At 58.7% G+C, this 25472-nt stretch carries 23 protein-coding genes; 4 read left to right on the top strand and 19 right to left on the bottom strand.

Annotated elements, in window-relative coordinates; genetic code table 11:
* Window positions 1-14 precede the first annotated feature (14 nt).
* The 6 genes from MME58_RS10265 to MME58_RS10240 form a co-directional block, all read right to left on the bottom strand.
* Window positions 15-1454, bottom strand: a complete 1440-nt coding sequence (locus tag MME58_RS10265) for an aminotransferase-like domain-containing protein (protein ID WP_054985776.1) — start codon at window positions 1452-1454, stop codon at window positions 15-17.
* 216 nt (window positions 1455-1670) lie between these two features.
* Window positions 1671-2486: an OmpA family protein gene (locus tag MME58_RS10260; RefSeq protein WP_054985775.1), complete on the bottom strand. Its 816-nt coding sequence runs from the start codon at window positions 2484-2486 to the stop codon at window positions 1671-1673.
* Window positions 2483-2836: a DUF4398 domain-containing protein gene (locus tag MME58_RS10255; RefSeq protein WP_055005806.1), complete on the bottom strand. Its 354-nt coding sequence runs from the start codon at window positions 2834-2836 to the stop codon at window positions 2483-2485. Before MME58_RS10255 ends, MME58_RS10260 begins: the two co-directional genes overlap by 4 nt.
* A gap of 10 nt (window positions 2837-2846) precedes the next feature.
* A complete protein-coding gene (locus MME58_RS10250; protein WP_055005807.1) occupies window positions 2847-3674 on the bottom strand; it encodes a substrate-binding periplasmic protein in 828 nt (275 codons plus the stop codon).
* A 119-nt stretch (window positions 3675-3793) separates the two neighbouring features.
* Entirely contained in the window at window positions 3794-4723 is a 930-nt protein-coding gene (locus MME58_RS10245; RefSeq protein ID WP_054985772.1) for an electron transfer flavoprotein subunit alpha/FixB family protein, read from the bottom strand.
* Window positions 4724-5473, bottom strand: a complete 750-nt coding sequence (locus tag MME58_RS10240; RefSeq protein ID WP_054985771.1) for an electron transfer flavoprotein subunit beta/FixA family protein — start codon at window positions 5471-5473, stop codon at window positions 4724-4726.
* A gap of 518 nt (window positions 5474-5991) precedes the next feature.
* Here MME58_RS10240 and MME58_RS10235 point away from each other — a divergent pair.
* The gene (locus MME58_RS10235) at window positions 5992-7647 is read left to right on the top strand and encodes an electron transfer flavoprotein-ubiquinone oxidoreductase (protein WP_055005808.1); all 1656 of its coding nucleotides are present in this window, start codon (window positions 5992-5994) and stop codon (window positions 7645-7647) included.
* Between the two features lie 47 nt (window positions 7648-7694).
* Here the strand turns inward: MME58_RS10235 and MME58_RS10230 are convergent, their stop codons facing one another.
* Window positions 7695-8588 carry an AraC family transcriptional regulator gene (locus MME58_RS10230; protein WP_054985769.1) on the bottom strand — a complete coding sequence of 298 codons (894 nt, stop codon included), beginning with the start codon at window positions 8586-8588 and terminating at the stop codon, window positions 7695-7697.
* Between the two features lie 179 nt (window positions 8589-8767).
* Between MME58_RS10230 and MME58_RS10225 the strand changes: the two genes are divergently transcribed.
* Window positions 8768-9820 (top strand): NAD(P)-dependent alcohol dehydrogenase, encoded by a 1053-nt coding sequence (locus MME58_RS10225; RefSeq protein ID WP_055005809.1) that lies wholly within the window; start codon window positions 8768-8770, stop codon window positions 9818-9820.
* Between the two features lie 12 nt (window positions 9821-9832).
* Here MME58_RS10225 and MME58_RS10220 read toward each other — a convergent pair whose 3' ends face one another.
* The 9 genes from MME58_RS10220 to leuC form a co-directional block, all read right to left on the bottom strand.
* Complete coding sequence (locus MME58_RS10220) at window positions 9833-10642, bottom strand: IclR family transcriptional regulator (protein WP_055005810.1); 810 nt, start codon at window positions 10640-10642, stop codon at window positions 9833-9835.
* An 81-nt stretch (window positions 10643-10723) separates the two neighbouring features.
* Window positions 10724-12034, bottom strand: coding sequence for an MFS transporter (locus MME58_RS10215; protein WP_054988165.1), 1311 nt, complete (start codon window positions 12032-12034; stop codon window positions 10724-10726).
* Window positions 12035-12371: 337 nt separating this feature from the next.
* On the bottom strand, window positions 12372-13520 hold the full coding sequence (dgoD, locus tag MME58_RS10210) for a galactonate dehydratase (RefSeq protein ID WP_003394509.1): 1149 nt from the start codon (window positions 13518-13520) through the stop codon (window positions 12372-12374).
* 53 nt (window positions 13521-13573) lie between these two features.
* Complete coding sequence (locus MME58_RS10205) at window positions 13574-14209, bottom strand: 2-dehydro-3-deoxy-6-phosphogalactonate aldolase (RefSeq protein WP_054988167.1); 636 nt, start codon at window positions 14207-14209, stop codon at window positions 13574-13576.
* A 1-nt stretch (window position 14210) separates the two neighbouring features.
* Window positions 14211-15215, bottom strand: a complete 1005-nt coding sequence (locus MME58_RS10200) for a 2-dehydro-3-deoxygalactonokinase (RefSeq protein WP_055005811.1) — start codon at window positions 15213-15215, stop codon at window positions 14211-14213.
* A gap of 174 nt (window positions 15216-15389) precedes the next feature.
* Window positions 15390-16502, bottom strand: coding sequence for an aspartate-semialdehyde dehydrogenase (gene asd / locus MME58_RS10195; protein WP_055005812.1), 1113 nt, complete (start codon window positions 16500-16502; stop codon window positions 15390-15392).
* 70 nt (window positions 16503-16572) lie between these two features.
* Window positions 16573-17655, bottom strand: a complete 1083-nt coding sequence (leuB, locus tag MME58_RS10190) for a 3-isopropylmalate dehydrogenase (protein ID WP_055005820.1) — start codon at window positions 17653-17655, stop codon at window positions 16573-16575.
* 147 nt (window positions 17656-17802) lie between these two features.
* Window positions 17803-18444 (bottom strand): 3-isopropylmalate dehydratase small subunit, encoded by a 642-nt coding sequence (gene leuD, locus MME58_RS10185; RefSeq protein WP_055005813.1) that lies wholly within the window; start codon window positions 18442-18444, stop codon window positions 17803-17805.
* 10 nt (window positions 18445-18454) lie between these two features.
* On the bottom strand, window positions 18455-19879 hold the full coding sequence (leuC, locus tag MME58_RS10180; protein WP_055005814.1) for a 3-isopropylmalate dehydratase large subunit: 1425 nt from the start codon (window positions 19877-19879) through the stop codon (window positions 18455-18457).
* Window positions 19880-20024: 145 nt separating this feature from the next.
* Here leuC and MME58_RS10175 point away from each other — a divergent pair, with 145 nt between their 5' ends.
* Together MME58_RS10175 and MME58_RS10170 are read left to right on the top strand one after the other, a co-directional pair.
* Window positions 20025-20894, top strand: coding sequence for a LysR family transcriptional regulator (locus MME58_RS10175; RefSeq protein WP_055005815.1), 870 nt, complete (start codon window positions 20025-20027; stop codon window positions 20892-20894).
* Between the two features lie 70 nt (window positions 20895-20964).
* On the top strand, window positions 20965-23157 hold the full coding sequence (locus MME58_RS10170) for a putative bifunctional diguanylate cyclase/phosphodiesterase (protein WP_055005816.1): 2193 nt from the start codon (window positions 20965-20967) through the stop codon (window positions 23155-23157).
* Between the two features lie 57 nt (window positions 23158-23214).
* Here MME58_RS10170 and MME58_RS10165 read toward each other — a convergent pair whose 3' ends face one another.
* From MME58_RS10165 to MME58_RS10155, 3 genes are all read right to left on the bottom strand, one after another.
* Window positions 23215-23658 (bottom strand): Hsp20 family protein, encoded by a 444-nt coding sequence (locus tag MME58_RS10165; protein WP_054988174.1) that lies wholly within the window; start codon window positions 23656-23658, stop codon window positions 23215-23217.
* Between the two features lie 101 nt (window positions 23659-23759).
* Entirely contained in the window at window positions 23760-24740 is a 981-nt protein-coding gene (locus tag MME58_RS10160; RefSeq protein ID WP_055005817.1) for a tRNA dihydrouridine synthase, read from the bottom strand.
* A 29-nt stretch (window positions 24741-24769) separates the two neighbouring features.
* The gene (locus MME58_RS10155) at window positions 24770-25231 is read right to left on the bottom strand and encodes an acyl-CoA thioesterase (RefSeq protein WP_055005818.1); all 462 of its coding nucleotides are present in this window, start codon (window positions 25229-25231) and stop codon (window positions 24770-24772) included.
* Between the last annotated feature and the right edge of the window lie 241 nt (window positions 25232-25472).

Raw genomic sequence — 25472 nt, 5'->3', positions numbered from 1 at the left:
AAAATCTTTATCAATCAATAGGCCTGGACTGCTTCCTGGCATAGCTGCTTGGCCAGAATCCCCAGCGTCATCAGTGCCCGCTCGGCCTCCCTGTTCCAGGGCATGCCACAGTTCAGGCGAATACAGTGATTGAATTGTTCAGTGTTACTGAAGATTAACCCTGGCGCGATGCTGATACCCTGCTCCAGTGCGCGAACATGCAGTTCCTGAGTATTGACCCGGCCCGGCAGGCTGACCCACAGGATAAAGCCCCCTGCGGGACGACTCATCTGCGTGCCGTCAGGGAAGAATTGCTGTACAGCCAGCTGGTAAGCACTCAGGTTCTTGCGGTATTCCAGACGAATGAAGCGCAAGTGCCGATCGTACCCGCCGTTTTCGAGGTAAGCAGCGACCGCCATCTGCGTGACGCTGCATGCAGAATGGGTACTGAAAGTCTGCAGACGCTGAATTTCAGCCTGGTATTTACCGGCAATCATCCAGCCGATGCGCACACCTGGCGAAAGCGTCTTGGAAAAGCTGGAGCAGTAGATCACCCTGCCCAGCCGATCAAACGCCTTGAGCGCCTTGGTTCGCCCCACTTCGAACATCAACTCGCCGTAGACATCGTCTTCAACCACCTGGATATCGAAGTCCGAGGCCAGACGCAGGAGGTTCTTCTGCCGCTCTTCCGGCATGGTGCCACCCAGCGGATTACTCAGGCGCGAGGTCAGCACCAGCGCCTTGATGGACCACTGATTGGCTGCCAGTTGCAAGGCCTCCAGACTGATTCCGGTGGCGGGGTCACTGGGGATTTCAATAACTTTCAAGCCCAGCAGATCGGCAAGTTGCAACAAACCGTAATAAGCAGGCGACTCGGCGGCAATAAGATCACCCGGCCGAGTCAGCACACGCAAGGTCATCTGCAGCGCGTCCACGCAGCCGTGGGTGATGACCACCTCGGACGGGTCGACCACGACACCGGCGTCGCGCATACGAATGGCAACCTGCCTGCGCAACGGCTCGAAGCCTGGACTGAACATATAGCTGAAGGCTCGCGGGCTGTGAAAGCGCGTCACTTTCGCCAGTTGCTGATGCAGCGCGCGCACTGGCAGGTAATCCACATGAGGTACGGCGGCACCCAGAGCGAACACGCCTTCGCGACGCGACTCTTCCAGCACTTGCTGGATGATACTGCTGCGCGTAACCAGCCCCGGCCTCTCCACCCGGGCGATATCCGGGGTAGACGCGGTCAGTGCCGGGGTCTGGTGAACATAATAGCCGGACTGAGGGCGTGCTCTGATCAACCCTTGATCTTCAAGGTTCGCGTAAGCCTGTAACACCGTTGCATGGCTGACGTTGAGCTGCGAACTCATCTTGCGAACAGAAGGTACGCGCTCACCGGGCTGATACACGCCCCGACGGATGTCTTCGGCGAGCTGCTGAGCAATACGCTGGTAGAGCAAAAGATTGGTCATGACACAGCCTCGAAAAGACCGGTGATTTATTGTTTTTAATGACAGATAAATAATTACCGGCACAGTCTTGAAGTGTACGGGAACAGTTTACGTTCAAGCCAGCGATCGACGTCGCTGCGCGAAAATAAACGCGGCCAAAAACGCCATATGCAAAGCGTTTAAAGCCAAAAAAGCCCGAGACCATTTCTGGCATCGGGCTTTTTGGCGTGTTTTGTATCAGCGAGCTGCGCCTAATTGACCTTTTTCATCAGAAAAGACGATCTCGACCCGCCTGTTCTGCGCGCGCCCTCGCTCGGAGGCATTGGCATCCACCGGAAACTGCTGACCATAGCCTTCGACCTGGATGCGTTTTTCATCGATACCCAAGTCCATCAGCACGTCTGCAACGGCTTGCGCGCGGTCTTTGGAAAGCTTCAGATTCTCCTGACGATCACCCGTGCTGTCGGTATACCCCTCGATCCTGACCACTCGGCGCGGATTGATCTGCAAAAACTGGACAACCTTGAGAATGGTGCGACTGGCCGAGCTCTTCAGTTCGGCATGCCCGGCATCGAACAGCACGTCCCCCAGCGTCATGACCAGCCCGCGATCGGTCTCGGTGGTTGCCAGACTGAGAATCTGGTCCTCCAGCCAGCGCCCCTGCTGCTGGGCACTGGCCAGCTTGGCTTCACGCAGTGCCAGTTGCAGACGCTGCCGCTCCATGTCCATTTTTGCCAGGCGCTCCTGGCTGAGCATCAGGTTGCTGTGCTCACGGGCGATCTCGCTGTAGCGACTGCTGAGGTAGGCGTAATGACTGACGTCAGCACCACTTCCCAGATAGCTGGACAGACGCTCGGCACGGGCCAGGGACTCACCCGCGCGAATAACATCCTTGGGCGCGCTGCGCAGCACATCGGTATCTTCCTTGACCTTCTGGAAATCGGCACTGGCCTGCTGCAAGGCTTGTCCACTGTCCTGATGACCGACGCAGCCGAAGAGACTTGCCGAACCCAGCAACAGGCAGACACTCAAAACACGGGGCATGCGATTCATTGCGCCTCCCCCAACTGCTTGCGCAGCCTGTTGAGACGGGTATTCAACTGATTGACCTGCTCCTGGCTCTTGAGGGTAAGCACGCGCGCTTCTGCCAGTCGGGCGTCAAGCTCGGCCTGCTCGGCTTTCATGCGCGCATCCTTGTAAGCGTGGGTTGCCATAGAGGCACGGGCTTCGGCAAATCCGGCCTGAGCAACTTCCATTTCGGGCTGGTCATCACCCGCGCCAACGGCTTTGGCCTGTTCCAGCGCCTGCTCGGTCAGCTTGAACTGCTCGGTCGGTACCGGGTCGCTGGCGCAGCCGGCCAGCGTGGCGATTGCCATGACGGCAATTGAAAAACGAATACTCACAAAAACATCCCTACTTGTTGGGTTCGCTGGCGCTGGCAGGTTGCAACAGTTGGGCTTTCCACAACTCCAGGTTGTGTCTGATGACTTCGCCCGCGAGGCCGGAGGCGGCCGATTCTGTCATCTTTTTCGCCAGCTGTCCGCGTAACCATGGCTCGTTGCAGGCCGAGTTGAACGACAAGGCCAGGAAAAAACCTGGCATATCGACCGGCAACGGCTGCGCAATCAGGTCAGAAGAAAGGCCCAGTGTCTGCACCATGACCATCCCGGCGTAACGACCGGCAAGCACATAATCCACCTCGCCCAATGCCAGCTTCTGGAAGGCTGGCGTCAGTCCCGACAGACGCTCCAGGGTCAGGTGCTGCCTGGCCACGGATTCGAATGCAGGCGTCAATCGGGTTTTTTCCGACATGGCACCGGGGTGGCCCTGCAGCTCGCTGACCGCATTGAACGGCACGCTGTGGCCGTGGCGCGTCCAGACCATGATCTCGTTCTGCACAATCGGCGGGTGGATGTAGTCCAGCGCTTCGAGTTGCGCGGCAGTGAACGGCGCGTCAGCCAGCAGGTCCATGCGTCCGGTGCGCACCTCTTCAAGTGCCTGACTGCGTTTTCCGCCGTACAGGAACTCGACCTTGATGCCCAGCTCGCCCGCCGCCTGAGTCAGCAGATCGGCATTTGCACCCATCAGGTGACGCGGGTCCTGAGGATCACGCCATAGATAAGGCGGCGCGTCCGGACTGCCGGTCACGATCAGACGCTCGCACTTGCCGGCAGCGGCTGCCAGCGTCGGAAGCATGACCAGCCCGAGAAAAAGCGAAGACAGCAGCCGGGAATGCACCATGAAAAGTCCTTTTGCTACGCAATAAAAAACCCGCTCGATCCGGGCAGGCGCACCGCGAGCAAACGCTGGTGCGCAACCCCCGAATGGAGCGGGTTCTCTTTATAGTGCAAGCGCGTGGGTTAAACCAGCTTCTCCAGCTCCGGAATGGCTTCGAACAAATCAGCCACCAGACCGTAGTCGGCCACCTGGAAGATCGGCGCTTCTTCATCCTTGTTGATCGCAACGATCACTTTGGAATCCTTCATACCGGCAAGATGCTGGATGGCACCGGAAATACCGACCGCGATGTACAACTGAGGCGCGACGATCTTGCCGGTCTGACCAACCTGCATGTCGTTGGGCACAAAGCCGGCATCGACCGCAGCGCGGGAAGCCCCCACTGCAGCACCGAGCTTGTCGGCCAGCGTGTACAGGTGCTTGAAGTTGTCGCCATTCTGCATGCCGCGACCGCCGGATACGACGATCTTGGCCGCTGTCAGCTCTGGACGGTCGGATTTGGCCAGTTCTTCGCCAACGAAGCTGGACTTGCCCGCATCATGAGCAGACGACACCGCTTCAACGACTGCCGAGCCGCCCTCGGCAGCCACAGGATCAAAGCCAGTGGCGCGAACGGTGATGACCTTGACCGCAGCAGTGGACTGCACGGTGGCGATGGCGTTACCGGCGTAGATAGGACGAGTGAACGTATCGGCGGAGATCACCGAAACGATCTCGGAGATCTGATCGACATCCAGTTGCGCAGCGACACGAGGCAGGATGTTCTTGCCATTGGAGGTGGCCGCGGCCAGAACGTGGCTACGCCCCGCAGCCAGTTCTACAACCAGCGGCGCAACGTTTTCAGGCAATTGGTGTGCATAGGCTGCGTTGTCGGCCACCAGCACTTTAGTCACACCCGCAATTCTGGCGGCGGCTTCAGCAACAGCGGTTACGCCGGAACCGGCAACCAGCAGATGAATCTCACCGCCGATCTTCTGCGCGGCAGCAAGGGTGTTGAGCGTAGCCGGGGCTACGGTCGCATTGTCGTGTTCAGCGATAACCAGGATCGTCATTTAGATTACCTTCGCTTCGTTTTTCAGTTTCTCGACCAGTTCAGCCACCGATTTGACCTTGATGCCCGCACTGCGTGCAGCCGGTGCTTCAACCTTGACAGTCTTGTTGGTCGAGGCCGTGGAAACGCCCAGTGCATCCGGGGTAAGCACTTCGAGAGGCTTCTTCTTGGCCTTCATGATATTGGGCAGCGAAGCGTAGCGTGGCTCGTTCAGACGCAGGTCAGTGGTCACGATGGCCGGCAGGCTCAGGGAAACGGTCTGCAGGCCGCCGTCGATTTCACGGGTCACGGCCACTTTGTCACCGGTCACTTCGACCTTCGAAGCGAACGTGCCTTGCGGATAACCGCTCAGTGCAGCCAGCATCTGGCCGGTCTGGTTGTTATCACTGTCGATCGCCTGTTTGCCCAGGATCACCAGTTGTGGCTGTTCTTTGTCGACCACAGCCTTGAGCAGCTTGGCCACGGCCAGAGAGGTCAGCTCTTCAGCGGACTCGACCAGCACGGCGCGATCTGCACCCAGCGCCAGAGCGGTTCGCAGTTGCTCCTGAGCGGTCGCCGGCCCGATGGTGACGACCACGATTTCCGTTGCCACACCCTTCTCTTTGAGACGAACCGCCTCTTCAACGGCGATTTCGCAGAACGGGTTCATGGACATTTTGACGTTGGCAAGATCGACGCCGGAGTTGTCCGCCTTTACGCGAACCTTGACGTTGTAGTCGACCACTCGTTTGACAGCTACAAGAACCTTCATGGATTCCTCACTCTCCGGTGAAAAGAAGTCGCCCGGCACACCGGGCGATCGATATGTGTCCTCAACAAGCAATCGTAATTCGTGCGGGCCATCCGCATGGCTTAAAAAGCCATATAAAAGCCGGGAGTCACCCGTCAAGCAGCGGCAGGGTGTGTAAAATGCGCCGTGCGACGTTGACCTGTTGACTGCACCGCGTCCGCCTGATGCCTTTTGGGAGACTCACTGCATTGCAGGAGCCTCGTTTCAGCCTACGGCAAACGCAAAACCGCCCGTATATTGACCGCAACGCCTTTTCCGGTCAATACGCCAAATCGGCCAGTTCCAGGTCGGGTGTCTTTGATTTATCTGGCCTGCGGCCAATTCAAACAAACGTTTGTATTGGACCCGTGCAGTGGTGTAGATATAATGCGTGCCATTAAAAGACGGGCAGTGTCCAACACTTCTATACGTCGGCCTGCAGCGACTCATAAAGCTGTGCCCATAAAAATACCGTGAGCCTTGAAAGTAGGAGATAGCCTGTGGAACGCGAATACATGGAATTCGACGTCGTCATCGTCGGAGCCGGCCCTTCCGGGCTTTCTGCCGCTTGCCGCCTTAAACAGAAGGCCGCCGAAGCCGGGCAGGAAATCAGCGTCTGCGTGGTAGAAAAAGGCTCCGAAGTCGGTGCACACATCTTGTCCGGTGCCGTTTTCGAACCCCGCGCCCTGAACGAGCTGTTCCCGAACTGGCAGGAACTGGGCGCTCCGCTCAACACTCCGGTCAAACGCGACGACATCTATGTACTGCGCGACGCCGAAAAAGCCCGGAAGATTCCCGATTTTTTCGTCCCCAAGACCATGCACAACCATGGCAACTACATCATCTCCCTGGGCAACCTGTGCCGCTGGCTGGCTCAGCAGGCTGAAAACCTTGGTGTGGAAATTTACCCGGGCTTTGCCGCTCAGGAAGCACTGTTCGACGAAGACGGCGTGGTACGTGGCATCGTCACCGGCGACCTGGGTGTCGACCGCGAAGGCAATCCCAAGGAAGGCCTGTATACCCCCGGCATGGAACTGCGCGCCAGGTACACGCTGTTCGCCGAAGGCTGCCGTGGTCACATCGGCAAGCAATTGCTCAAGCGCTTCAACCTAGACAACGAGGCCGATGTGCAGCATTACGCCATCGGCCTGAAGGAAATCTGGGAAGTCGACCCGGCAAAACACGAACAGGGCCTGGTGGTTCACACCGCAGGCTGGCCTCTGGATGACGCCAATCCCGGCGGCTCTTTTTTGTACCACCTGGAGAACAATCAGGTGGTCGTCGGCCTGATCGTCGACCTTTCCTACAGCAACCCTTACCTGTCGCCGTTCGACGAATTCCAGCGCTACAAGCATCATCCGGTCGTCAAGCAGTATCTTGAGGGCGGCAAACGCATCAGTTACGGTGCCCGAGCGATTGCCAAGGGCGGCCTGAACTCCCTGCCGAAGATGGTTTTCCCCGGCGGCGCGCTGATCGGTTGCGACCTTGGCACCCTGAACTTCGCCAAGATCAAGGGCAGCCACACGGCAATGAAATCCGGCATGCTGGCTGCCGAGTCAGTGGCGGATGCCCTGTTTGCCGGAAAGGAAGGCGGCGACGTGCTGACCTCTTACGTCGATGCCTTCAAGGCCAGCTGGCTGCACGAAGAGCTGTTCGCCAGCCGCAATTTCGGCGTGGCGATCCACAAATACGGTGCGATCAAGGGTGGCGCCTTCAACTTCATCGACCAGAACATCTTCGGTGGCAAACTGCCGTTCACGCTGCACGACACCACGCCGGACTACGCCTGCCTCAAGCTGGCAGCGGACTCGAAAAAGATCGACTATCCGAAACCCGACGGCAAGCTCAGCTTCGACAAACTAAGCTCGGTGTTCCTCTCCAGCACCAACCATGAAGAAGAGCAGCCTTGCCACCTCAAGCTGACCGATCCGAGCATCCCGATCAGCAAGAACCTGCCGCTTTACGATGAACCGGCTCAGCGTTACTGCCCGGCTGGCGTGTATGAAGTCATCACCAAAGAGGATGGCGAAAAACGTTTCCAGATCAACGCGCAGAACTGCGTTCACTGCAAGACCTGCGATATCAAGGATCCGTCGCAAAACATCACCTGGGTTGCACCGGAAGGCGCTGGCGGGCCGACCTACCCTAATATGTAACGGGTGACCCGGCTGCAAGTTACACGCTTCTGGCTTGTAGCTTGCGTCTACCCTCTGCAGCTCTCTTCGCCCGGATTGCGCTCAAAATAGCGTTTGTACTCCCTACTGAATTGCGACGCGCTCTGGTAGCCAACCCTGAGCGCGACTTGCGACACATTCAGGCCGTCAGCCACCAGCAGTTGCTGGGCCTTGAGCAGCCGCAGCCGTTTAAGGTACTGCACCGGCGACAACAGGGTGCTGCGTTTGAAATGCTCGTGAAAGGTGGACGTGCTCATGTTCGCGCAGCTGGCCAGAGTGTCGACGTTCAGCGGATGATCATAGTGTTCGTGCAGATAGGTCACCGCCGAGGCGATTCGCGCGAACTGCCCCTGCTGCTCCACCAACGCACGCAATACTCCCGATTGCGGCCCGCGCAGAGCGCTGTACAACACCTCGCGAATCCGTGATTGTCCCATCGCCTGACATTCCTGCGGATCATGCAGACATCGCAGCAGACGCTCGACGCTGTCACGCATTGCCGTGTCGATACGTACCGAAGTCATGGACTCGGGAGTCTGCGCCTGGCTTTGCTGCACGCTGGCTGGCCCCATTGCCTGCACCAGCTCACCCAGCACGACCCTGTCGATGGCCACCGACACGCCGTAAAGCGGCCTGTCCGGAGCGGCGAAGGTTTCGCACTTGAATGGCACAGAAAGCGCTTGAATCAGGTAATGCCCGGTACCGTACTCAAATGTACGCGGCCCCAGGCAGGCGACCTTGCTGCCCTGTACCACAATCATCAGGCTTGGCTCGTAAATCTGCGGGCTGCTGGCGACATAGCCAAACGCGGAAAGCACGCGAACCTCAGGCAAATGCGTTGCCACGAAGCCGGGATGCACCGCCAGCGGCTGGATCAAGGAGACAAGTGTGGCATTGCCATCAAGAACAACAGGTAAGGTCATGGGAGCAGCCTGGCAGAGAAACAGACAGCGACATCATCGCAGATTTGCGCTTCAGAGCCGACTCGGAAATGTCAGGCCGGAGTAATAGGCATGAAACACGTAGGATTCAACATAGCCAGGAAGCGCCTGCATCAGGACAATGGATCGCCTCTATTCCGTAACGCCTTGCGAGGTCAAACATGTACACAGTTATCGGTTACGCCGCACAGTCAGCTACCGCTCCCCTCGCCCCGATGACCTTCGAACGTCGCGCTCCGCGTGCTGACGACGTTGCCATCGAAATCCTCTACTGCGGTGTCTGCCATTCCGACATCCACCAGGCACGCAATGAATGGGGCATCGCCGTCTACCCGTTGATGCCCGGCCACGAGATTGTAGGTCGTGTCACCGCCACCGGCACCAACGCGACCAAGTACAAGATCGGCGACTTGGTTGGCGTTGGCTGCATGGTCGATTCGTGCCGCGAATGTTCGGCATGTAAATCGGATCTGGAACAGTATTGCCTCGAAGGCCCGACCATGACTTACGCCACGCCGGATCGCGTGGACGGCAGCAACACCATGGGTGGCTACTCCAACAGCATCGTGGTCGCCGAGCATTTTGTCGTACGCGTTCCAGAGAAACTCGACCCGGCTGCAGCTGCACCGATCCTGTGTGCAGGCATCACGACTTATTCGCCGCTCAAGCATTACGGCGTGAAAGCTGGCGATAAAGTCGGGATTCTGGGCATGGGTGGCCTGGGCCATATGGGCATCAAATTCGCCAAGGCAATGGGTGCCGAAGTGACTTTGTTCACCCGCTCCGCTGCCAAGGCGCAGGAAGCACGCCGTCAGGGTGCCGATCATGTGATCGTGTCCACCGACGCCGAACAGATGAAGGCCGCAGCCGGACATTTCGATTTTCTGCTCGACACCATTCCGGTCCAGCATGACCTGAACCCCTACCTGGAAACACTGCGCTTTGACGGGGTGCATATTCTGGTAGGCCTGATCGAGCCGGTCGAGCCGCCAGTCCATGCCGCTCACTTGGTGATGAGCCGCCGCGTGCTGGCCGGTTCGTTGATCGGTGGTATCGCGGAAACTCAGGAAGTACTGGATTTCTGTGCCGAAAACGACATCACTTGCGACATCGAAATGCTCGATATCCGCAACATCAACGAAGCCTACGAGCGCATGCTGGCCGGTGATGTGAAGTACCGTTTCGTGATCGACATGGCCACCCTGAAAGCCTGATCCTGCTCCGGATCAGCCGCCCAGATCGGCCGACAGTTGCGCTGCGATCTCCTTGATCAGCGGAACCAGCTCGGCCATCTTCTCCAGCGGCATGTAAGGCACGGTACTGGCAACACTGATGCCGGCAACAATCTGTTTGCTGGCATCCCGTACTGGCGCTGCGACACAACGGATCGACGGCTCGTTGTCCTCCAGATCGAACGCATAACCACCTTGCACGTACTCCTCCCTTCGCACTTGCAGCTGTTCCCAGGTTTGCTGCTCATGAGCAGGCCATAGCGGATTTCTGCCGGTGCCCGGCTGGCTGGCGTCATAAAGCTGCTGCCACTCCGTCAGCGAGCTGTCCAGCAGCAACGCCTTGCCAATACCGGTACGCACCAGCGGCATACGGTGGCCGACCCGCGAACGCATTTCCGGACCATTGCGACCGGGGTTCTTGTGCAGGTAAAGCACGTCGTCCCCCTCGCGCACCGCCAGATGCACCGTATCGCCCGTCAGCTCTGACAAGCGATCCAGATAAGGTCGGGCGAGAATTGCCAACGGTACCTCTTCACGCGCCTGAAACCCCAGCTCGATCAATTTCGGCCCGAGCAGATAGCCTACTTGAGGCACCACGCGCAGGTAACGCTCCTCAACCAGACAGCTGGCCAGACGATGCGTGGTGCTGCGCGTGGTGCCGATCAGCCGGGCGATTTCCTTCAGGTCCCGTGCGCCACCGGCTACCGCCTGCACCACGCCCAGCCCGCGCAGCAAGGTCTGGGTGCCGGTCGGCGCCGGTTCTTTGCCGGTGGTTTTTTCAGGAAGGGTCGAATCGTTGTGCATGACAGGCCATGTTCAAGTAAAAAGGTTCGGATCGAAACGAGCTGGCGGCATTATCGCCGCCAGCGTCTGGACACGTCGACATCACAGTTCGATGCGTTCCACTTTGCCTACCAGCAGGATGTACGAAAGCGCGCCCAGCAATGCCAGCACCGAAATGTAAGTGATGGCAGGTGCGAACGAGTCACCCGAGGCCAGAAAACCGATAACGATCGGCGTGGCGATGGCAGCCAGGTTGCCGATGAAGTTGAACGTGCCACCGGTCAGGCCCAGCAGGCGTGCCGGGGCCAGGGTCGACACCAGCGACCAGGTGATCGACGCCAGGCCGTTGCCGAAGAACGCCAGCGCCAGAAAGGTAATCACCAGCGGTGTGGAGTCAACGAAGTTGGCCCCGATGATCGAGGTCGAAATCAGCAATCCGGCAATGATCGGCAGCTTGCGCGCAAAGCCTACGGTATGCCCGCGACGGATCAGCCAGTCGGAGAAGAAACCCGAACACAGCACGCCGACAAACGCCGCAAGAAACGGCAACGATGCCAGCAGCCCGGACTTGATGAAGTCCATCCCCCGGTATTTCACCAGATAGGTGGGGAACCAGGTCAGGAAGAACCACAGCGTGGAGTTCAGACAGAACTGCCCCAGGTAGATGCCCCACAGCTTGCGCTGGCTCAACACAATACCGAGGTCCAGCCAACTGAAACCCTGCTTCTGTTTTTCCACATCCAACTGGATGTCTACCAGGCCGCCGCCCTCTTTGATCAGGTCGATTTCTTGCTGGTTGACGCCTTTGAAGTCACGCGGCTCGCGATAGACCGTGTACCAGATCAACGCCCATAACACGCCGACACCGCCTGTGACGACAAACACCATGTGCCAGCCATAGTGCGCCTGCAACCAGGCCAGCACAGGCGTCAGGAACGCCAGCCCGACGAATTGCCCCGAGGTATAGACGCCAATGGCAGTGGCCCGCTCGCGCTCGGGAAACCAGGTGGTCACGACACGACTGTTGATCGGATAGGCAGGCGCTTCAAGCGCACCGACCGCCATGCGCAGTACGAACAGCGCGATAAAGCTGGCAGCGAAACCCAGCATGATCGTTGCGACTGACCACAGCAGCAGCGCCACAGTGTAAAGGATGCGTGGTGGCACGCGGTCTACCAGCCAGCCCCCCGGAAGTTGCATGGCAGCGTAGGTCCAGCCGAACGCGGAAAAGATCAGCCCGATATGCACCGGATCAAGGCCCAGCTCAGACGTCAGCGCCGGCGCAGCAATCGACAGGTTACTGCGGTCCAGGTAGTTGATCACCACTGTGATGAACAGCAGGGCCATGATAAAGAAACGTTTGCGGGACGGCGTCACCAGGGATGCCGCACCCTCCAGAGTTCGAGTGCGCATGGAATGTAGCCTCTTGTTGGATTTATTGAGGTCTGTATTTCGATATAACCGAGCTGAAGACACGCTGATTCTCGTTCCCACGTTCCGCGTGCTGAGGGACCAGAATAAGCAAAGTCCCCGCTCCTGTTTCCGGCCCGACTTGGTCGGGTTCCTTCGCCCTGACATTGATCCGGGGGTGGCCCCGGATCAGTGCCACGACTCAGCAGTCACTCACGTCGCACTCTGCGTCGTCAGCGCTACCGCGATCAAAAATCACCTCTAAAGCACTTCTACAGTGGAGGAACACTTGTAAAAGAGCCCGTACATGTCTGTAGCACCTTGGAACGACAGCCTCCGCTTACCACTCTGCAAAACTGCCATCGGCATGACGCCAGATCGGGTTGCGCCAGCGATGGCCAATGGCCGCGCGCTCGATGACGTACTCTTCGTTGATTTCGATGCCCAGGCCCGGCCCGTTGGGAATCTTGACCATGCCCTTGTCGTAGTCGAAAACCTCCGGGTGTTTCACATAATCGAGCAGGTCGTTGCTTTCGTTGTAATGAATGCCCAGGCTCTGTTCCTGAATGAAAGCGTTGTAACAAACCGCGTCCAGTTGCAGACAGGCTGCCAGCGCGATAGGCCCGAGCGGACAATGCAGCGCCAGCGCGACGTCGTAGGCTTCAGCCATGTTGGCGATCTTGCGGGTTTCGGTGATACCGCCCGCGTGGGACGCATCAGGCTGGATGATGTCGACGTAACCTTCGCTCAACACGCGCTTGAAATCCCAGCGCGAGAACAGCCGTTCGCCCAGTGCAATCGGGGTGCTGGTCAGCGGTGCCAGCTCCTTCAATGCTTCGTAGTTCTCGCTGAGCACCGGTTCTTCGATGAACATCAGCTTGTACGGGTCCAGCTCTTTCATCAGCACCTTGGCCATGGGCTTGTGAACCCGGCCATGGAAGTCCACACCGATGCCGACGTTCGGCCCGACCGCATCGCGCACGGCGGCTACATTGGCCAGCGCCAGGTCGACCTTGTCGAAGGTATCGAGAAACTGCAGCTCTTCGGTGCCATTCATTTTCACCGCAGTAAAGCCACGTTCGACCGCCTCTTTGGCCGCACGCGCCGTGTCGGCAGGCCGATCACCACCAATCCACGAATAGACACGGATCTTGTCACGCACCTGACCGCCGAGCAGATCACTGACTGAAACCCCCAGCGCCTTGCCCTTGATATCCCACAATGCCTGATCGATACCCGCCAACGCACTCATGTGAATTGCACCACCTCGGTAAAAGCCGCCGCGGTACAGCACGGTCCAGATATCTTCGATGTTGCGCGGGTCTTTGCCAATCAGGTAATCGGAAAGCTCTTCCACTGCGGCAGCCACGGTGTGCGCGCGACCCTCAACCACTGGCTCGCCCCAGCCGACAACCCCCTCGTCGGTCTCGACCTTGAGGAAGCACCAGCGCGGCGGAACGATGAACGTAGTGAGTTTGGTGATTTTCATGGGTGCGGTTTCTCTTGTTGATTCTCTTGTTGGATAGCAAGTGCCGATGCCGGTCAGCCTGCAAGCGCCGCGCTGTGCTGCTTCCAGGCTGCGACATAAGCCTGGGCACGCTCGGTGACATCAGCGGCACTCATGCCGGGTTTGAACAGCCCGGAGCCCAGACCGAAGCCTTTCACGCCTGCGTCGAGGAACACCTTCATGTTGTCCGGCGAGATCCCTCCGACCGGCAGCAGAATCGTGCCTTTGGGCAATACCGCCAGCCACGCCTTGACCACAGCGGGTGACATTTGCTCGGCGGGAAACAGCTTCAGTACATCGGCCCCTTCGGCCAGTGCGGCGAAGGCTTCGGTGGGCGTCGCCACGCCCGGCGACAGGAACAGCCCGGCAGCCTTGGCTGCACGCAGCACCTTTGCGTCGCTGTGTGGCATGACGATCACCTGACCTCCGGCATCCTTGACCTGGGTCACCTGCTCCGGGGTCAGCACCGTTCCCGCACCGATCAGGCAATCGGCCGGCAGCTGCTGGCGCAACAGGCGGATGCTGTCGAACGGCTGCGGCGAGTTGAGCGGCACTTCGATAACACGGAAACCGGCCTCGTACAGCACATCACCTATTGCCGGTGCCTCTTCGGGCCGCAGGCCGCGCAGGATTGCGACCAGACCGTTTTCCTTCAATGCTTGCTTGAGCATGTCACACCTCTTGAATGTCTGGAGAAGGCAGGCTTGCGAGCAGCCCTGCCTGTTCAGCGACCCGCCACAGCCCGCGCTCGGTCGCCTGCTCGGCCAGTGTCACGCGGGAAAAACCGCAGACTTCAAGGCCTCGGGCGTAGCGCGCGCACAGCGACTCGCTGCCGATGAGAATCACTGCGGGCAGTTGTTCATGCGTCTGTAGATGCAGCCTGGCAATGGCCACCAGTTCGTGACCTATCAACAGGCCGGAGAGATAGTCTGGCTGGGCAGTGGCACCCAGTTGCCCGGTCAGCCCGAGCGTCCGGGTACTGAATATGGTGGAAAGCGGCCCGGCGGCACCTTCCTGCGACAGGGCAATCGATAGCCCGCGATCAAAGGCCTGACGGTCGAACACCTCGGCCTGCTGCATGGTGCGACCGAGAATGGTGTGCGCGCACAGGGCGGCGTAGACCTCACCGGTCATGAACGTATCGAAATGAACGATGCGACCGCGCACGACCTGAACCCACTTGGAATGGCTGCCGGGCAGGCCGATCAGCAAAGGCTCGCTGCCCTGCCCGGCGTTGAGACCTGCCAGTACACCCAGCACCTGGGTTTCTTCGCCACGCATGACATTGGGCAAGGTCGCTCGCTGCAAGACGCCAGGGATGATATGCAGCGTCACACCGCGCGCACTACGCACGGTCTGCAACGCTGCACTCAGCTCGTAGACGCTGGCCGGTGTTTCCCGATAAGCCGCCTCGCGCCAACCCTGCGCGCTGCCGACCATGCCGCAGGCAATCACCGGCAGGTCGGGCTGCGCATCCAGCCAGTCACCGCAGGCCTGGTCAAAAGCCAGCTCGAAACCGTCGCTGCACAATTGCCCGGCGATCAGGCGCGGTGTGGTCGGCAATTGCATGATGCCCGCGCTCAAGGCGCGCTGTTCCAAGACCTGGCCATGTTCGCCAAGTCGATAAGCCCGAAGCGAGGTTGTCCCCCAATCGAGTGCGATCAATTGCGCCTGCATTGCGTCACCTGTTGTTTTATAGGAAGTGAGTGCCAGACGACTATAAACCTGTTTTTACAGTTATCTCAATATGTAAATTTTAATCCCATATATAGGGATATGAGTTAATAAAAAATATCGGCCATAAAAAACCCGCCGTCCTTTCGGAGAGCGGGTTCCTGTGAGACCGGAGCCTCAACGCTCCAGCAGAATCCTAAGCATGCGGCGGAGCGGCTCGGCAGCGCCCCACAGCAGCTGGTCACCCACCGTAAAAGCGCCAAGGTACTGCGAGCCCATGTTCAACTTGCGCAGACGACCTACCGGCACACTCATGGTACCGGTGACGGCGGTCGGGCTCAGTTCGTGCATGCTCGCTTCGCGGTTGTTCGGTACCAGCTTGACCCAAGGGTTGTGCTGACTGATCAAGCCTTCGATGTCCGCGATCGGCACATCCTTGTTCAGCTTGATGGTCAGCGCCTGGCTGTGGCAACGCATGGCACCGATGCGCACGCAGATGCCATCGACCGGGATCGGGCTCTTGAAGCGACCGAGGATCTTGTTGGCCTCGGCCTGCCCCTTCCACTCTTCGCGGCTCTGACCATTGGGCAATGCCTTGTCGATCCATGGGATCAGGCTGCCCGCCAGCGGCACGCCGAAGTTCTCGGTCGGGAACGACTCGCTGCGCATGGCTTCAGCGACCTTGCGATCGATATCGAGAATGGCGCTGGCCGGGTTGGCCAGGTCATCGGCGACCGAGGCATGCACCGCCCCCATCTGTTTGATCAGCTCGCGCATGTTCTGCGCACCGGCACCGGAAGCCGCCTGATAGGTCATGACGTTCATCCACTCGACCAGACCGGCATCGAAAAGCCCGCCCAGGCCCATGAGCATCAGACTGACCGTGCAGTTGCCGCCGATATAGTTTCTGGTGCCCGCATCGAGCTGCTGATCAATGACTTTGCGGTTTACAGGGTCAAGCACGATGACCGCGTCATCCTGCATGCGCAGGCTGGAGGCCGCATCGATCCAGTAACCCTGCCAGCCGGCTTCACGCAGCTTGGGGAACACCTCATTGGTGTAGTCGCCACCCTGACAGGTCAGCACCACGTCCAGGGTTTTCAGCTCGTCGATGCTGTAGGCGTCTTTCAGTGGCGCAACATCCTTGCCCACCGAAGGCGCCTGGCCACCGACATTGGAAGTAGTGAAGAACACCGGCTCAATGAGATCGAAGTCCTGCTCTTCCCGCATCCGCTGCATGAGCACGGAACCGACCATGCCACGCCAACCGATCAGACCTACACGTTTCATCGCAACTACACCTTGAATAAAAGTGGGACCGCCGCTCTGCGTATACACAGCAGGCGGCGGGCCAGAGAGATTACAGATTCCGCAGCGCGGCGACTACTGCATCGCCCATTTCCTGCGTACCAACTTTGACTTTGCCTTCCGACCAGATGTCGCCAGTACGCAGCCCTTGATCCAGCACCAGACTGACAGCCTTTTCGATGGCATCAGCCGCATCGGTCAGGTTGAAGCTGTAACGCAGCATCATCGACACCGACAGAATGGTCGCCAGCGGGTTGGCGATACCTTTACCGGCGATGTCCGGCGCCGAACCATGGCAAGGCTCGTACATACCCTTGTTGGCGGTATCCAGCGAGGCGGATGGCAGCATGCCAATGGAGCCGGTGAGCATCGACGCCTGATCGGAAAGAATGTCGCCGAACAGGTTGTCGGTCACGATCACATCGAACTGCTTGGGTGCACGCACCAGTTGCATGGCAGCATTGTCGACGTACATGTGGCTCAGTTCGACTTCAGGGTAATCCCCGGCCACCTGCTCGACGATTTCGCGCCACAGCTGGCTGGACGCCAGTACGTTGGCCTTGTCCACCGAGCAAAGCTTTTTGCCACGCACCATCGCCATGTCGAAGCCGACCCTGGCAATACGACGGATCTCGCTTTCGCTGTACGGCAGCGTGTCGTAGGCCTGACGCTCGCCATTATCCAGCACACGGGTGCCGCGTGGCGCGCCGAAATAGATGCCACCGGTCAGTTCGCGGACGATCAGAATATCCAGACCGGCGACGATTTCAGGTTTCAGGCTCGATGCATCCGCCAGTTGCGGGTAAAGGATCGCAGGCCGCAGGTTGCCGAACAGGCCGAGTTGCGAACGGATTTTCAGCAGACCGCGCTCAGGACGGATATCACGCTCGATGGTATCCCATTTCGGGCCGCCGACGGCGCCCAGCAGCACCGCATCGGCAGCACGGGCGTGATCCAGGGTTTCATCGGCCAAGGGCACACCGTGCTTGTCGATGGCTGCGCCGCCGATCACATCGTGGGTCAATTCAAAACCCAGTTGATACTTCTGGTTGGCCAGTTCCAGCACCTTGACCGCTTCGGTCATGATTTCCGGACCGATTCCATCACCTGGGAGAATCAGAATCTGCTTGCTCATAACATCCTCGATTTTGTGCATCGGCGTTGTGAACAACGCCTGTTTATAACGCTCGCAGCGGCGAAAAATTTATCGCCTGTCTTAAACACTTTTGCCAGCAAGGTGCAGGGCCCCTTGCTGGCAAACAGGCATGTCGCAACGGCTGAATCAGTCGCGGAACAGCCACGGCTGGCTGGCGCGATGTTTGTTCTCGTAACTGGCGATGGCGTCGGCATCCATCAGCGTCAGGCCGATGTCATCCAGGCCGTTGAGCAGGCAATGCTTGCGAAAGGCATCGATTTCAAAACTCAGGACCTTGCCATCAGGACGAGTCACCGTTTGCGCCTGCAGGTCGATATTCAACTGATAGCCAGGTGCAGCTTCAACCTGCTTGAACAATTGATCGACTTCTTCCTCGGACAGAATGATCGGCAACAAACCATTCTTGAAGCTGTTGTTGAAGAAGATGTCGGCATAGCTCGGCGCGATGATCGCACAGAAGCCGTACTCTTCCAGTGCCCAGGGTGCATGCTCGCGACTGGAGCCGCAGCCGAAGTTCTCCCTGGCCAACAATACGCTGGCACCCTGATAACGGTCGTGATTGAGCACAAAATCATGGTTCAGCGGACGTTTGGAGTTGTCCTGGTAAGGCTGGCCCACGTCCAGATAACGCCACTCATCGAACAGGTTCGGGCCAAACCCGGTGCGCTTGATCGATTTGAGAAACTGCTTGGGAATGATCTGGTCGGTGTCGACATTGGCGCGATCCAGAGGAGCGACCAAACCATTGTGCTGGGTAAAGGCTTTCATGCTGGATTCCTCAGAGCTGGATCAGGTCGCGAACATCGATAAAACGGCCATTGACCGCTGCCGCGGCAGCCATCGCCGGGCTTACCAGATGCGTCCGGCCGCCAGCGCCCTGACGGCCTTCAAAGTTGCGGTTTGACGTGGACGCACAGTGCTCACCGGAGCCCAGACGGTCCGGGTTCATCGCCAGACACATCGAGCAGCCCGGCTCGCGCCATTCGAAACCGGCGTCGATGAACACCTTGTCCAGCCCTTCCTTCTCGGCCTGCTCCTTGATAAGGCCCGAGCCCGGCACCACGATGGCCTGCTTGATGGTCGCAGCAACCTTGCGGCCCTTGGCGACGTCTGCGGCAGCGCGCAGGTCTTCGATCCGCGAGTTGGTGCAGGAGCCGATGAACACACGGTCGAGCTGGATATCAGTGATCGGCTGATTGGCTTTCAGGCCCATGTACTTCAATGCACGCTCGATGGAACCCCGCTTGACCAGGTCCGGTTCTTGCGCAGGGTCCGGTACGTTCTGATCGACCGCCAGAACCATTTCAGGCGACGTACCCCAGCTGACTTGCGGCTTGATCTGCGCCGCATCCAGCCTGACAACGGTATCGAACACGGCGTCCGGATCGGACACCAAGTCCTTCCAGGCTTCGACTGCCTGGTCCCATTCCGCACCTTTAGGGGCGAACGGACGACCCTTGACGTACTCGACGGTCTTTTCGTCAGTGGCCACCATACCGACCCTGGCACCCGCTTCGATGGACATATTGCAAATGGTCATGCGGCCTTCGATCGACAGGTCGCGAATCGCGCTGCCTGCAAACTCGATGGCGTAACCGTTGCCGCCTGCCGTACCGATTTTGCCGATCACGGCCAGGACGATGTCTTTCGCCGTCACACCGAATGGCAACTGCCCTTCGACCGAGACCAGCATGTTCTTCATTTTCTTGGCCACCAGACACTGAGTCGCGAGTACGTGCTCGACCTCGGACGTGCCGATACCGTGCGCCAGCGCGCCGAACGCGCCGTGGGTCGAGGTGTGCGAGTCGCCGCAGACCACGCTCATACCAGGCAGGGTTGCGCCCTGCTCCGGGCCGATCACGTGGACAATGCCCTGGCGTGGGTCATTCATCTTGAATTCGGTAATGCCGTATTCGTCGCAGTTGTCGTCAAGGGTCTGTACCTGCAGGCGCGACACCTGATCTTCAATGGCATCGATACCGCCCTTGCGTTCCGGTGTGGTCGGCACGTTATGGTCAGGCGTGGCGATGATCGAATCGATCCGCCATGGCTTGCGCTTCGCCAGCCGCAGGCCTTCGAACGCTTGCGGCGAGGTCACTTCGTGGATGATATGGCGGTCAATGTAGATCAGCGCCGAACCATCGTCGCGCTGCTTGACCAAATGCGAATCCCAGAGCTTGTCGTAGAGCGTTTTCCCGGCCATCGGACGTACTTCCTCATCAGCTTGTTTCTATGCCCTGGGCAATCGTGATGATGACCCCTTGGCTTGTGCGGTCATCCTATGGAATATGCTTAAATAACTCAAATTCATAATTTTCATACTTTGGATAACCAAATGGAATCCGATCATGGACCTCGCCAACCTTAATGCTTTTATAGCAATTGCCGAGACCGGCAGCTTTTCCGGGGCGGGCGAACGCCTTTATCTGACCCAACCGGCGATCAGCAAACGCATCGCCGGTCTGGAGCAACAGTTGAACGTCCGCCTGTTCGACCGCCTGGGCCGGGAAGTCAGCCTGACCGAGGCCGGGCGCGCCCTGCTGCCGCGCGCCTACCAGATTCTGAATGTGCTGGATGACACGCGACGCGCGCTGACCAACCTGACCGGCGAAGTCACCGGAAGGCTGACTCTGGCGACCAGCCATCACATTGGCCTGCACCGCTTGCCCCCGGTATTGCGGGCATTTACCCGCGCGTATCCAAAGGTCGCACTGGACATCCAGTTCCTGGACTCGGAAATTGCCTATGAGGAAATTCTTCACGGACGTGCCGAACTGGCCGTTATTACACTCGCACCCGAGCCACATATGCTGATCCGTGCCGTACCCGTATGGGACGACCCGCTGGACTTTGTCGCAGCGCCGGAGCATCCGCTGGCCAACAGCGGGCCGATGAAACTTGAGGATGTGGTGCGCTATCCGGCAGTATTCCCGGGCGGTAACACGTTTACCCATCATATTGTCAGCGGGCTGTGCGAGGCTCAGGGCCTAAAACCCAACATTGCGATGAGCACCAATTATATGGAGACCATCAAAATGATGGTTTCCATCGGCCTGGCCTGGAGCGTTTTGCCACGTACCATGCTCGACGAACAAGTGGCGCGCATTCCGCTACCGGGCGTGCAACTCAATCGCCAGCTAGGCTACATCCTGCATACCGAACGCACGCTATCGAATGCAGCAAGAGCATTCATGAAACTGCTCGATGCGCAGACATAGTAAGTAGACCATGCTGCAAGCCGCAGACTGATCGCTCTATCGGCTTTATCGATTAAAGGCTCGTGATCACATGTCCAATCCACCGGATAACCCCGTGCTGAACGCCCTTGAACAGCCAGCCTCTATCAGTCTGCCGCTGACAGGCGCGGAGCGCGTCCTCCAGCAAACCCGGCATCGTCTCGAACTGGCACTGGAACTGGCGCAGATGGGCACCTGGGATCTGGACATCATCGGCAACAGGCTGCAAGCCTCGCCGCGAGCATCCGTGCTGCATGGCATGGAGGCGCAGCCCTTCGACGAGGATGGCAGACAGTTCCTCGACAGCCTGCCAGCCGAAGAACGCCATAAAATGCATGCAGCCTATGCTGCAGCTCTTGAAAGCAGGCAGGAATGTTTTCAGGTGACTTACCGGTTTCAGTTGAAGAACGGTACTTCACGTCTGCTTGAAAGCCGTGCACGAATCTATCGTGATGAACAGGGTCAGGCCGTGAAGTTGTCCGGAACCCTGCTGGACATCACTCAACAATGCGTCCAGGCCGCGCTGGAGGCCAGCGAGGAGAAGTTTGCCAAGGCGTTTCACTCAAGCCCGGACTCGATCACCATCACTGAAATCGAGTCCGGCCGTTATGTAGAGGTCAATGACGGCTTCTGTCGCCTGACCGGCTTCAGCGCTCAGGAAGTGCTTGGTCGTACAGCCCACGAAATCGGCATCTGGTCCGACATTGTGCAGCGCGACTACATGATTGACGAGCTGCGCCAGAAAGGTCGCGTGCATCATCGGGAAATGAACGGTCAGGACAAGCATGGCGCACCGTTGGTACTGGACATATCGGTCGAGTTCATCACGCTGAACAATACCGCCTGCCTGTTGATGAACGCACGGGACATCGGCCAGCTGAAAACAGCCCAGGCGCAGATTCAGCATCTGGCTTATCACGACCCGCTCACCGGGCTGCCCAACCGCGCGCTGCTGATGGACCGCCTGAGCCAGCAAGTATCACTGCTTCAGCACCAGAACTTGCGCGGTGCCCTGCTGTTTCTCGACCTGGATCATTTCAAGCACATCAACGACTCACTCGGTCATCCGGTAGGCGACAGCGTCCTGAGCATCATCGCCGCACGTCTGGAAGCCAGCGTACGCCACGAGGACACCGTTGCGCGCCTGGGCGGTGACGAGTTCGTGGTGCTGATCTGCGGCCTGGATGGCTCTCGCGAGGACGTCACTCGGCAGGTTCGCGTGCTGGCCGACAACCTGCGCGAACTGTTGGCCGAACCGATGTTTCTCGACGGTCATCGCCTGCAAGTCACGCCAAGCATCGGCATCGTGCTGATCCCGGATGATGGTCTGGCACCTGCCGACTTGCTCAAACGAGCCGATATTGCGCTGTATCGCGCCAAGGATGCCGGGCGTAATGCATCACAGTTTTTTCATGTGTCCATGCAACAGGCAGTCAGCCAGCGCCTGCGCCTCGAAAACGACCTGCGTCTGGCGCTGACCCGCAACGAGTTTCACCTGCACTTCCAGGCCCAGATCGACAGCCGCGACACTGGCATCACTGGTGCCGAAGCGTTGCTGCGCTGGGAGCATCCTGAATACGGGCTGCTGTCGCCTGACCAGTTTGTCCAGATACTCGAAGAAAGCGGAATGATTCTGGAAGTTGGCAGCCACATTCTGGACGAAGCGTGCAAAACCGGCGGCCTGCTCTTGAAACAGGGGCTGATCGCGAAAGATAAATTCCTGATGGGCGTCAATATCAGCCCGCGCCAGTTCCGCCAGAACGACTTCGTCGAACGTGTGCAACACAGCCTCAAGCTACACCAGTTGCCTGCATCCATGCTCAAGCTGGAAATTACCGAAGGCATCGTCATCCAGAATCTGGACGATACGATTCTCAAAATGCACAGCCTCAAGGCGCTGGGGGTGAGCTTCGCAATGGATGATTTCGGCACCGGATATTCATCGCTGACTTATCTCAAGCGCTTGCCGGTGGATACGCTGAAGATTGATCAGTCATTCGTCCAGGACGCCACCCGCGACCCCAATGATGCAGAAATCATTCGCGCGATCGTGGCCATGGCACAGAGCCTCAACCTGAACGTGATTGCTGAAGGCGTCGAAACCTCAGAGCAACTGGCGTTCCTTGAAAGAGTCGGCTGTTACAACTATCAGGGCTACCTGTTCAGCGAACCGCTGCCAGCACCGCAGTTCGAGAACCTGCTGCAGATCAAGCGGCAGGTGCAGTCAATCGCGCCCTGGGACTGATAACAGAAAAGGCACCCGAAGGTGCCTTTCTTTCAACACGTGCTGTCACCTGACAGATCAGCTGCCCAGCACTTTCTGGGTATTGAGCGGAATTCGCTTCGGTTTGGCTTCTTCCGGCACATTCCGCACCAGATCAATGCTCAGCAAACCATGGGACAGGTCAGCTCCCTTGACCTCGATATTGTCGGCCAGCCTGAAGGACAACTTGAATTCACGCCGGGCAATACCCTGATGCAGGTAGGTGACGTTGCTGTCCTCCTGCTCACGCTTGTTGCCGACGACGGTCAATACGCCCTTTTCAACTTGCAGGTCCAGATCCTGTTCTTGCATACCTGCTGCCGCGATCACGATTCGATAATGATCATCGGTATGCCGCTCCACGTTGTAAGGAGGGTAACCGCTGGCTGTCTCATTTCGCGCCGCCGACTCGAAAAGATCATTGAAGCGGTCGAAACCCACTGAGTTGCGAAACAGTGGAGCCAGAGAAAATGCAGTAGCCATAACAATTCTCCTGTTTATCAGCGAGTGGTTTATGCGACCCGTATTCGGCATCGCCTGATCAGCAAAATAAGGACGACCATTCGCTTTTCAAGAGGCTGTTTTCAGACTTTTTTTGACCGTTCGTCGGGGTTGGTTTCGGGCTCGCAACCCAGCAATACGCTGATGCGATCGCAGTCTGTTTCACGGCGCAGCGTGTTGAACATCAGGATTGCTTCCGGGTAGCTCTTGGTCAGCAGCACCAGCCATTGCTTGAGTCGGCCCGGCGCCTGAATGAGCGTCATCTTGATCAGACATGCCTGCCAGAAAGCACGCAGCATCGGCTGCAACTCGGCCCACGTCATCGGCACCACCTCTTCGCCCTTCTGCGCCGCAGCAATCTGCCGGGCCAGATCGGGACGTGCCACGAGCCCGCGGCCAATCATGATGTCCCGCGCCCCACAGATTTCGCGGCAACGCTGCCAGTCATCAACCGTCCAGATTTCCCCGTTGGCGACCACCGGAACCTTGACCACTTCCTGAATGCGCGCAATCCACTCCCAGTGCGCCGGCGGCTTGTAGCCGTCCACCTTGGTGCGCGCGTGAACGACGATTTGCTCTGCCCCGCCGTCAGCCAATGCCCGCGCGCAATCCAGCGCGCCATCAGTGTTTTCATAACCCAGGCGCATCTTGGCGGTGACGGGGATGTGTCTGGGCACGGCACGGCGCACCTGACTGACGATCGAGTGCAGCAGTTCCGGCTCTTTGAGCAGGATTGCGCCGCCGCGCGAGCGGTTGACGGTCTTTGCCGGGCAACCGAAGTTCAAGTCCAGTACCGGTGCGCCCAATTCGCAGGCGAACGCGGCGTTTTCGGCCAGACACACCGGATCGGAGCCCAATAGCTGGAGCCTTAAAGGCGTACCCGCATCAGTCTTCGCGCCGTTGTGAAACTCCGAAGCGTACTTGTAGAAGTAGTGCGCCGGCATCAAACGCTCGGACACCCGGATGAATTCGGTCACGCACCAGTCGATGCCACCCACTTTCGTCAGTGCATCGCGCAGGATGTCGTCGACCAACCCCTCCATGGGCGCCAGAGCAATTTGCATGGATCACACTCGAAAAAAAGTCCGGCAGTTTACTGCCCGGCGTACGGATTGGGAACGCCGCTTTCGAGAATGGCCGCGCCGTAGCCTTCGACGAACTCCGCGGGCATGCGTTTGGGCCGACCGGTGGACAGTTCGATGCAGACAAAGGTGGTTTGCGCGCGCAGCAGCGTCAGGTTGTCGGCAGGCCGCTTGAGCTGGAAGCAGCGGGTCATTTTCAAGCGTCGGTCCCATTCGACGATCCAGGTCGCCAATTGCAGTTCGTCGCTCTCGTAAGCGCTGGCCAGGTAGTCGATCTCATGCCGGACCACCGCCATTGCCCGGTCCAGACGCCGATACTCGGTCAGGTCCAGGCCCAGATACTGCGAATGCCGCCAGGCGCAGCGCTCCAACCAGGAAACATAGACAGCGTTATTGGCATGCCCCAGCCCGTCAATGTCTTCTGCGCCGACGTTCAGGTCAATGACGAAAGGCGTTGCCCGATCCCAGACCATGCGTGCTCCTGCTTACGTGAGTTCGATTTGCGGGGAGTGTAGCGAAGCCAGGATGGCTGTGTATGAAAGACTGGGTCGTGGGAGCGAACTTGTTCGCGAAGGGGCCGGCATGGTCGCCGAAAATGCGCCGTCTTGAACATTGTCTTCTCGAACAATGCGTACCGCCGTCCCGGTCGCTCCCACGCCCTTTGGCGCAGAAACAGGCGTGTGCACGGAGACGATAGGTGAATACCAGAAGGGA

Origin of the sequence: Pseudomonas syringae pv. tagetis (assembly GCF_022557255.1) — a bacterium.
GTDB lineage: Bacteria > Pseudomonadota > Gammaproteobacteria > Pseudomonadales > Pseudomonadaceae > Aquipseudomonas > Aquipseudomonas caricapapayae.
Note: the sequence above shows the minus strand (reverse complement) of the source record. Positions and strands in the feature narration are given on the sequence as shown.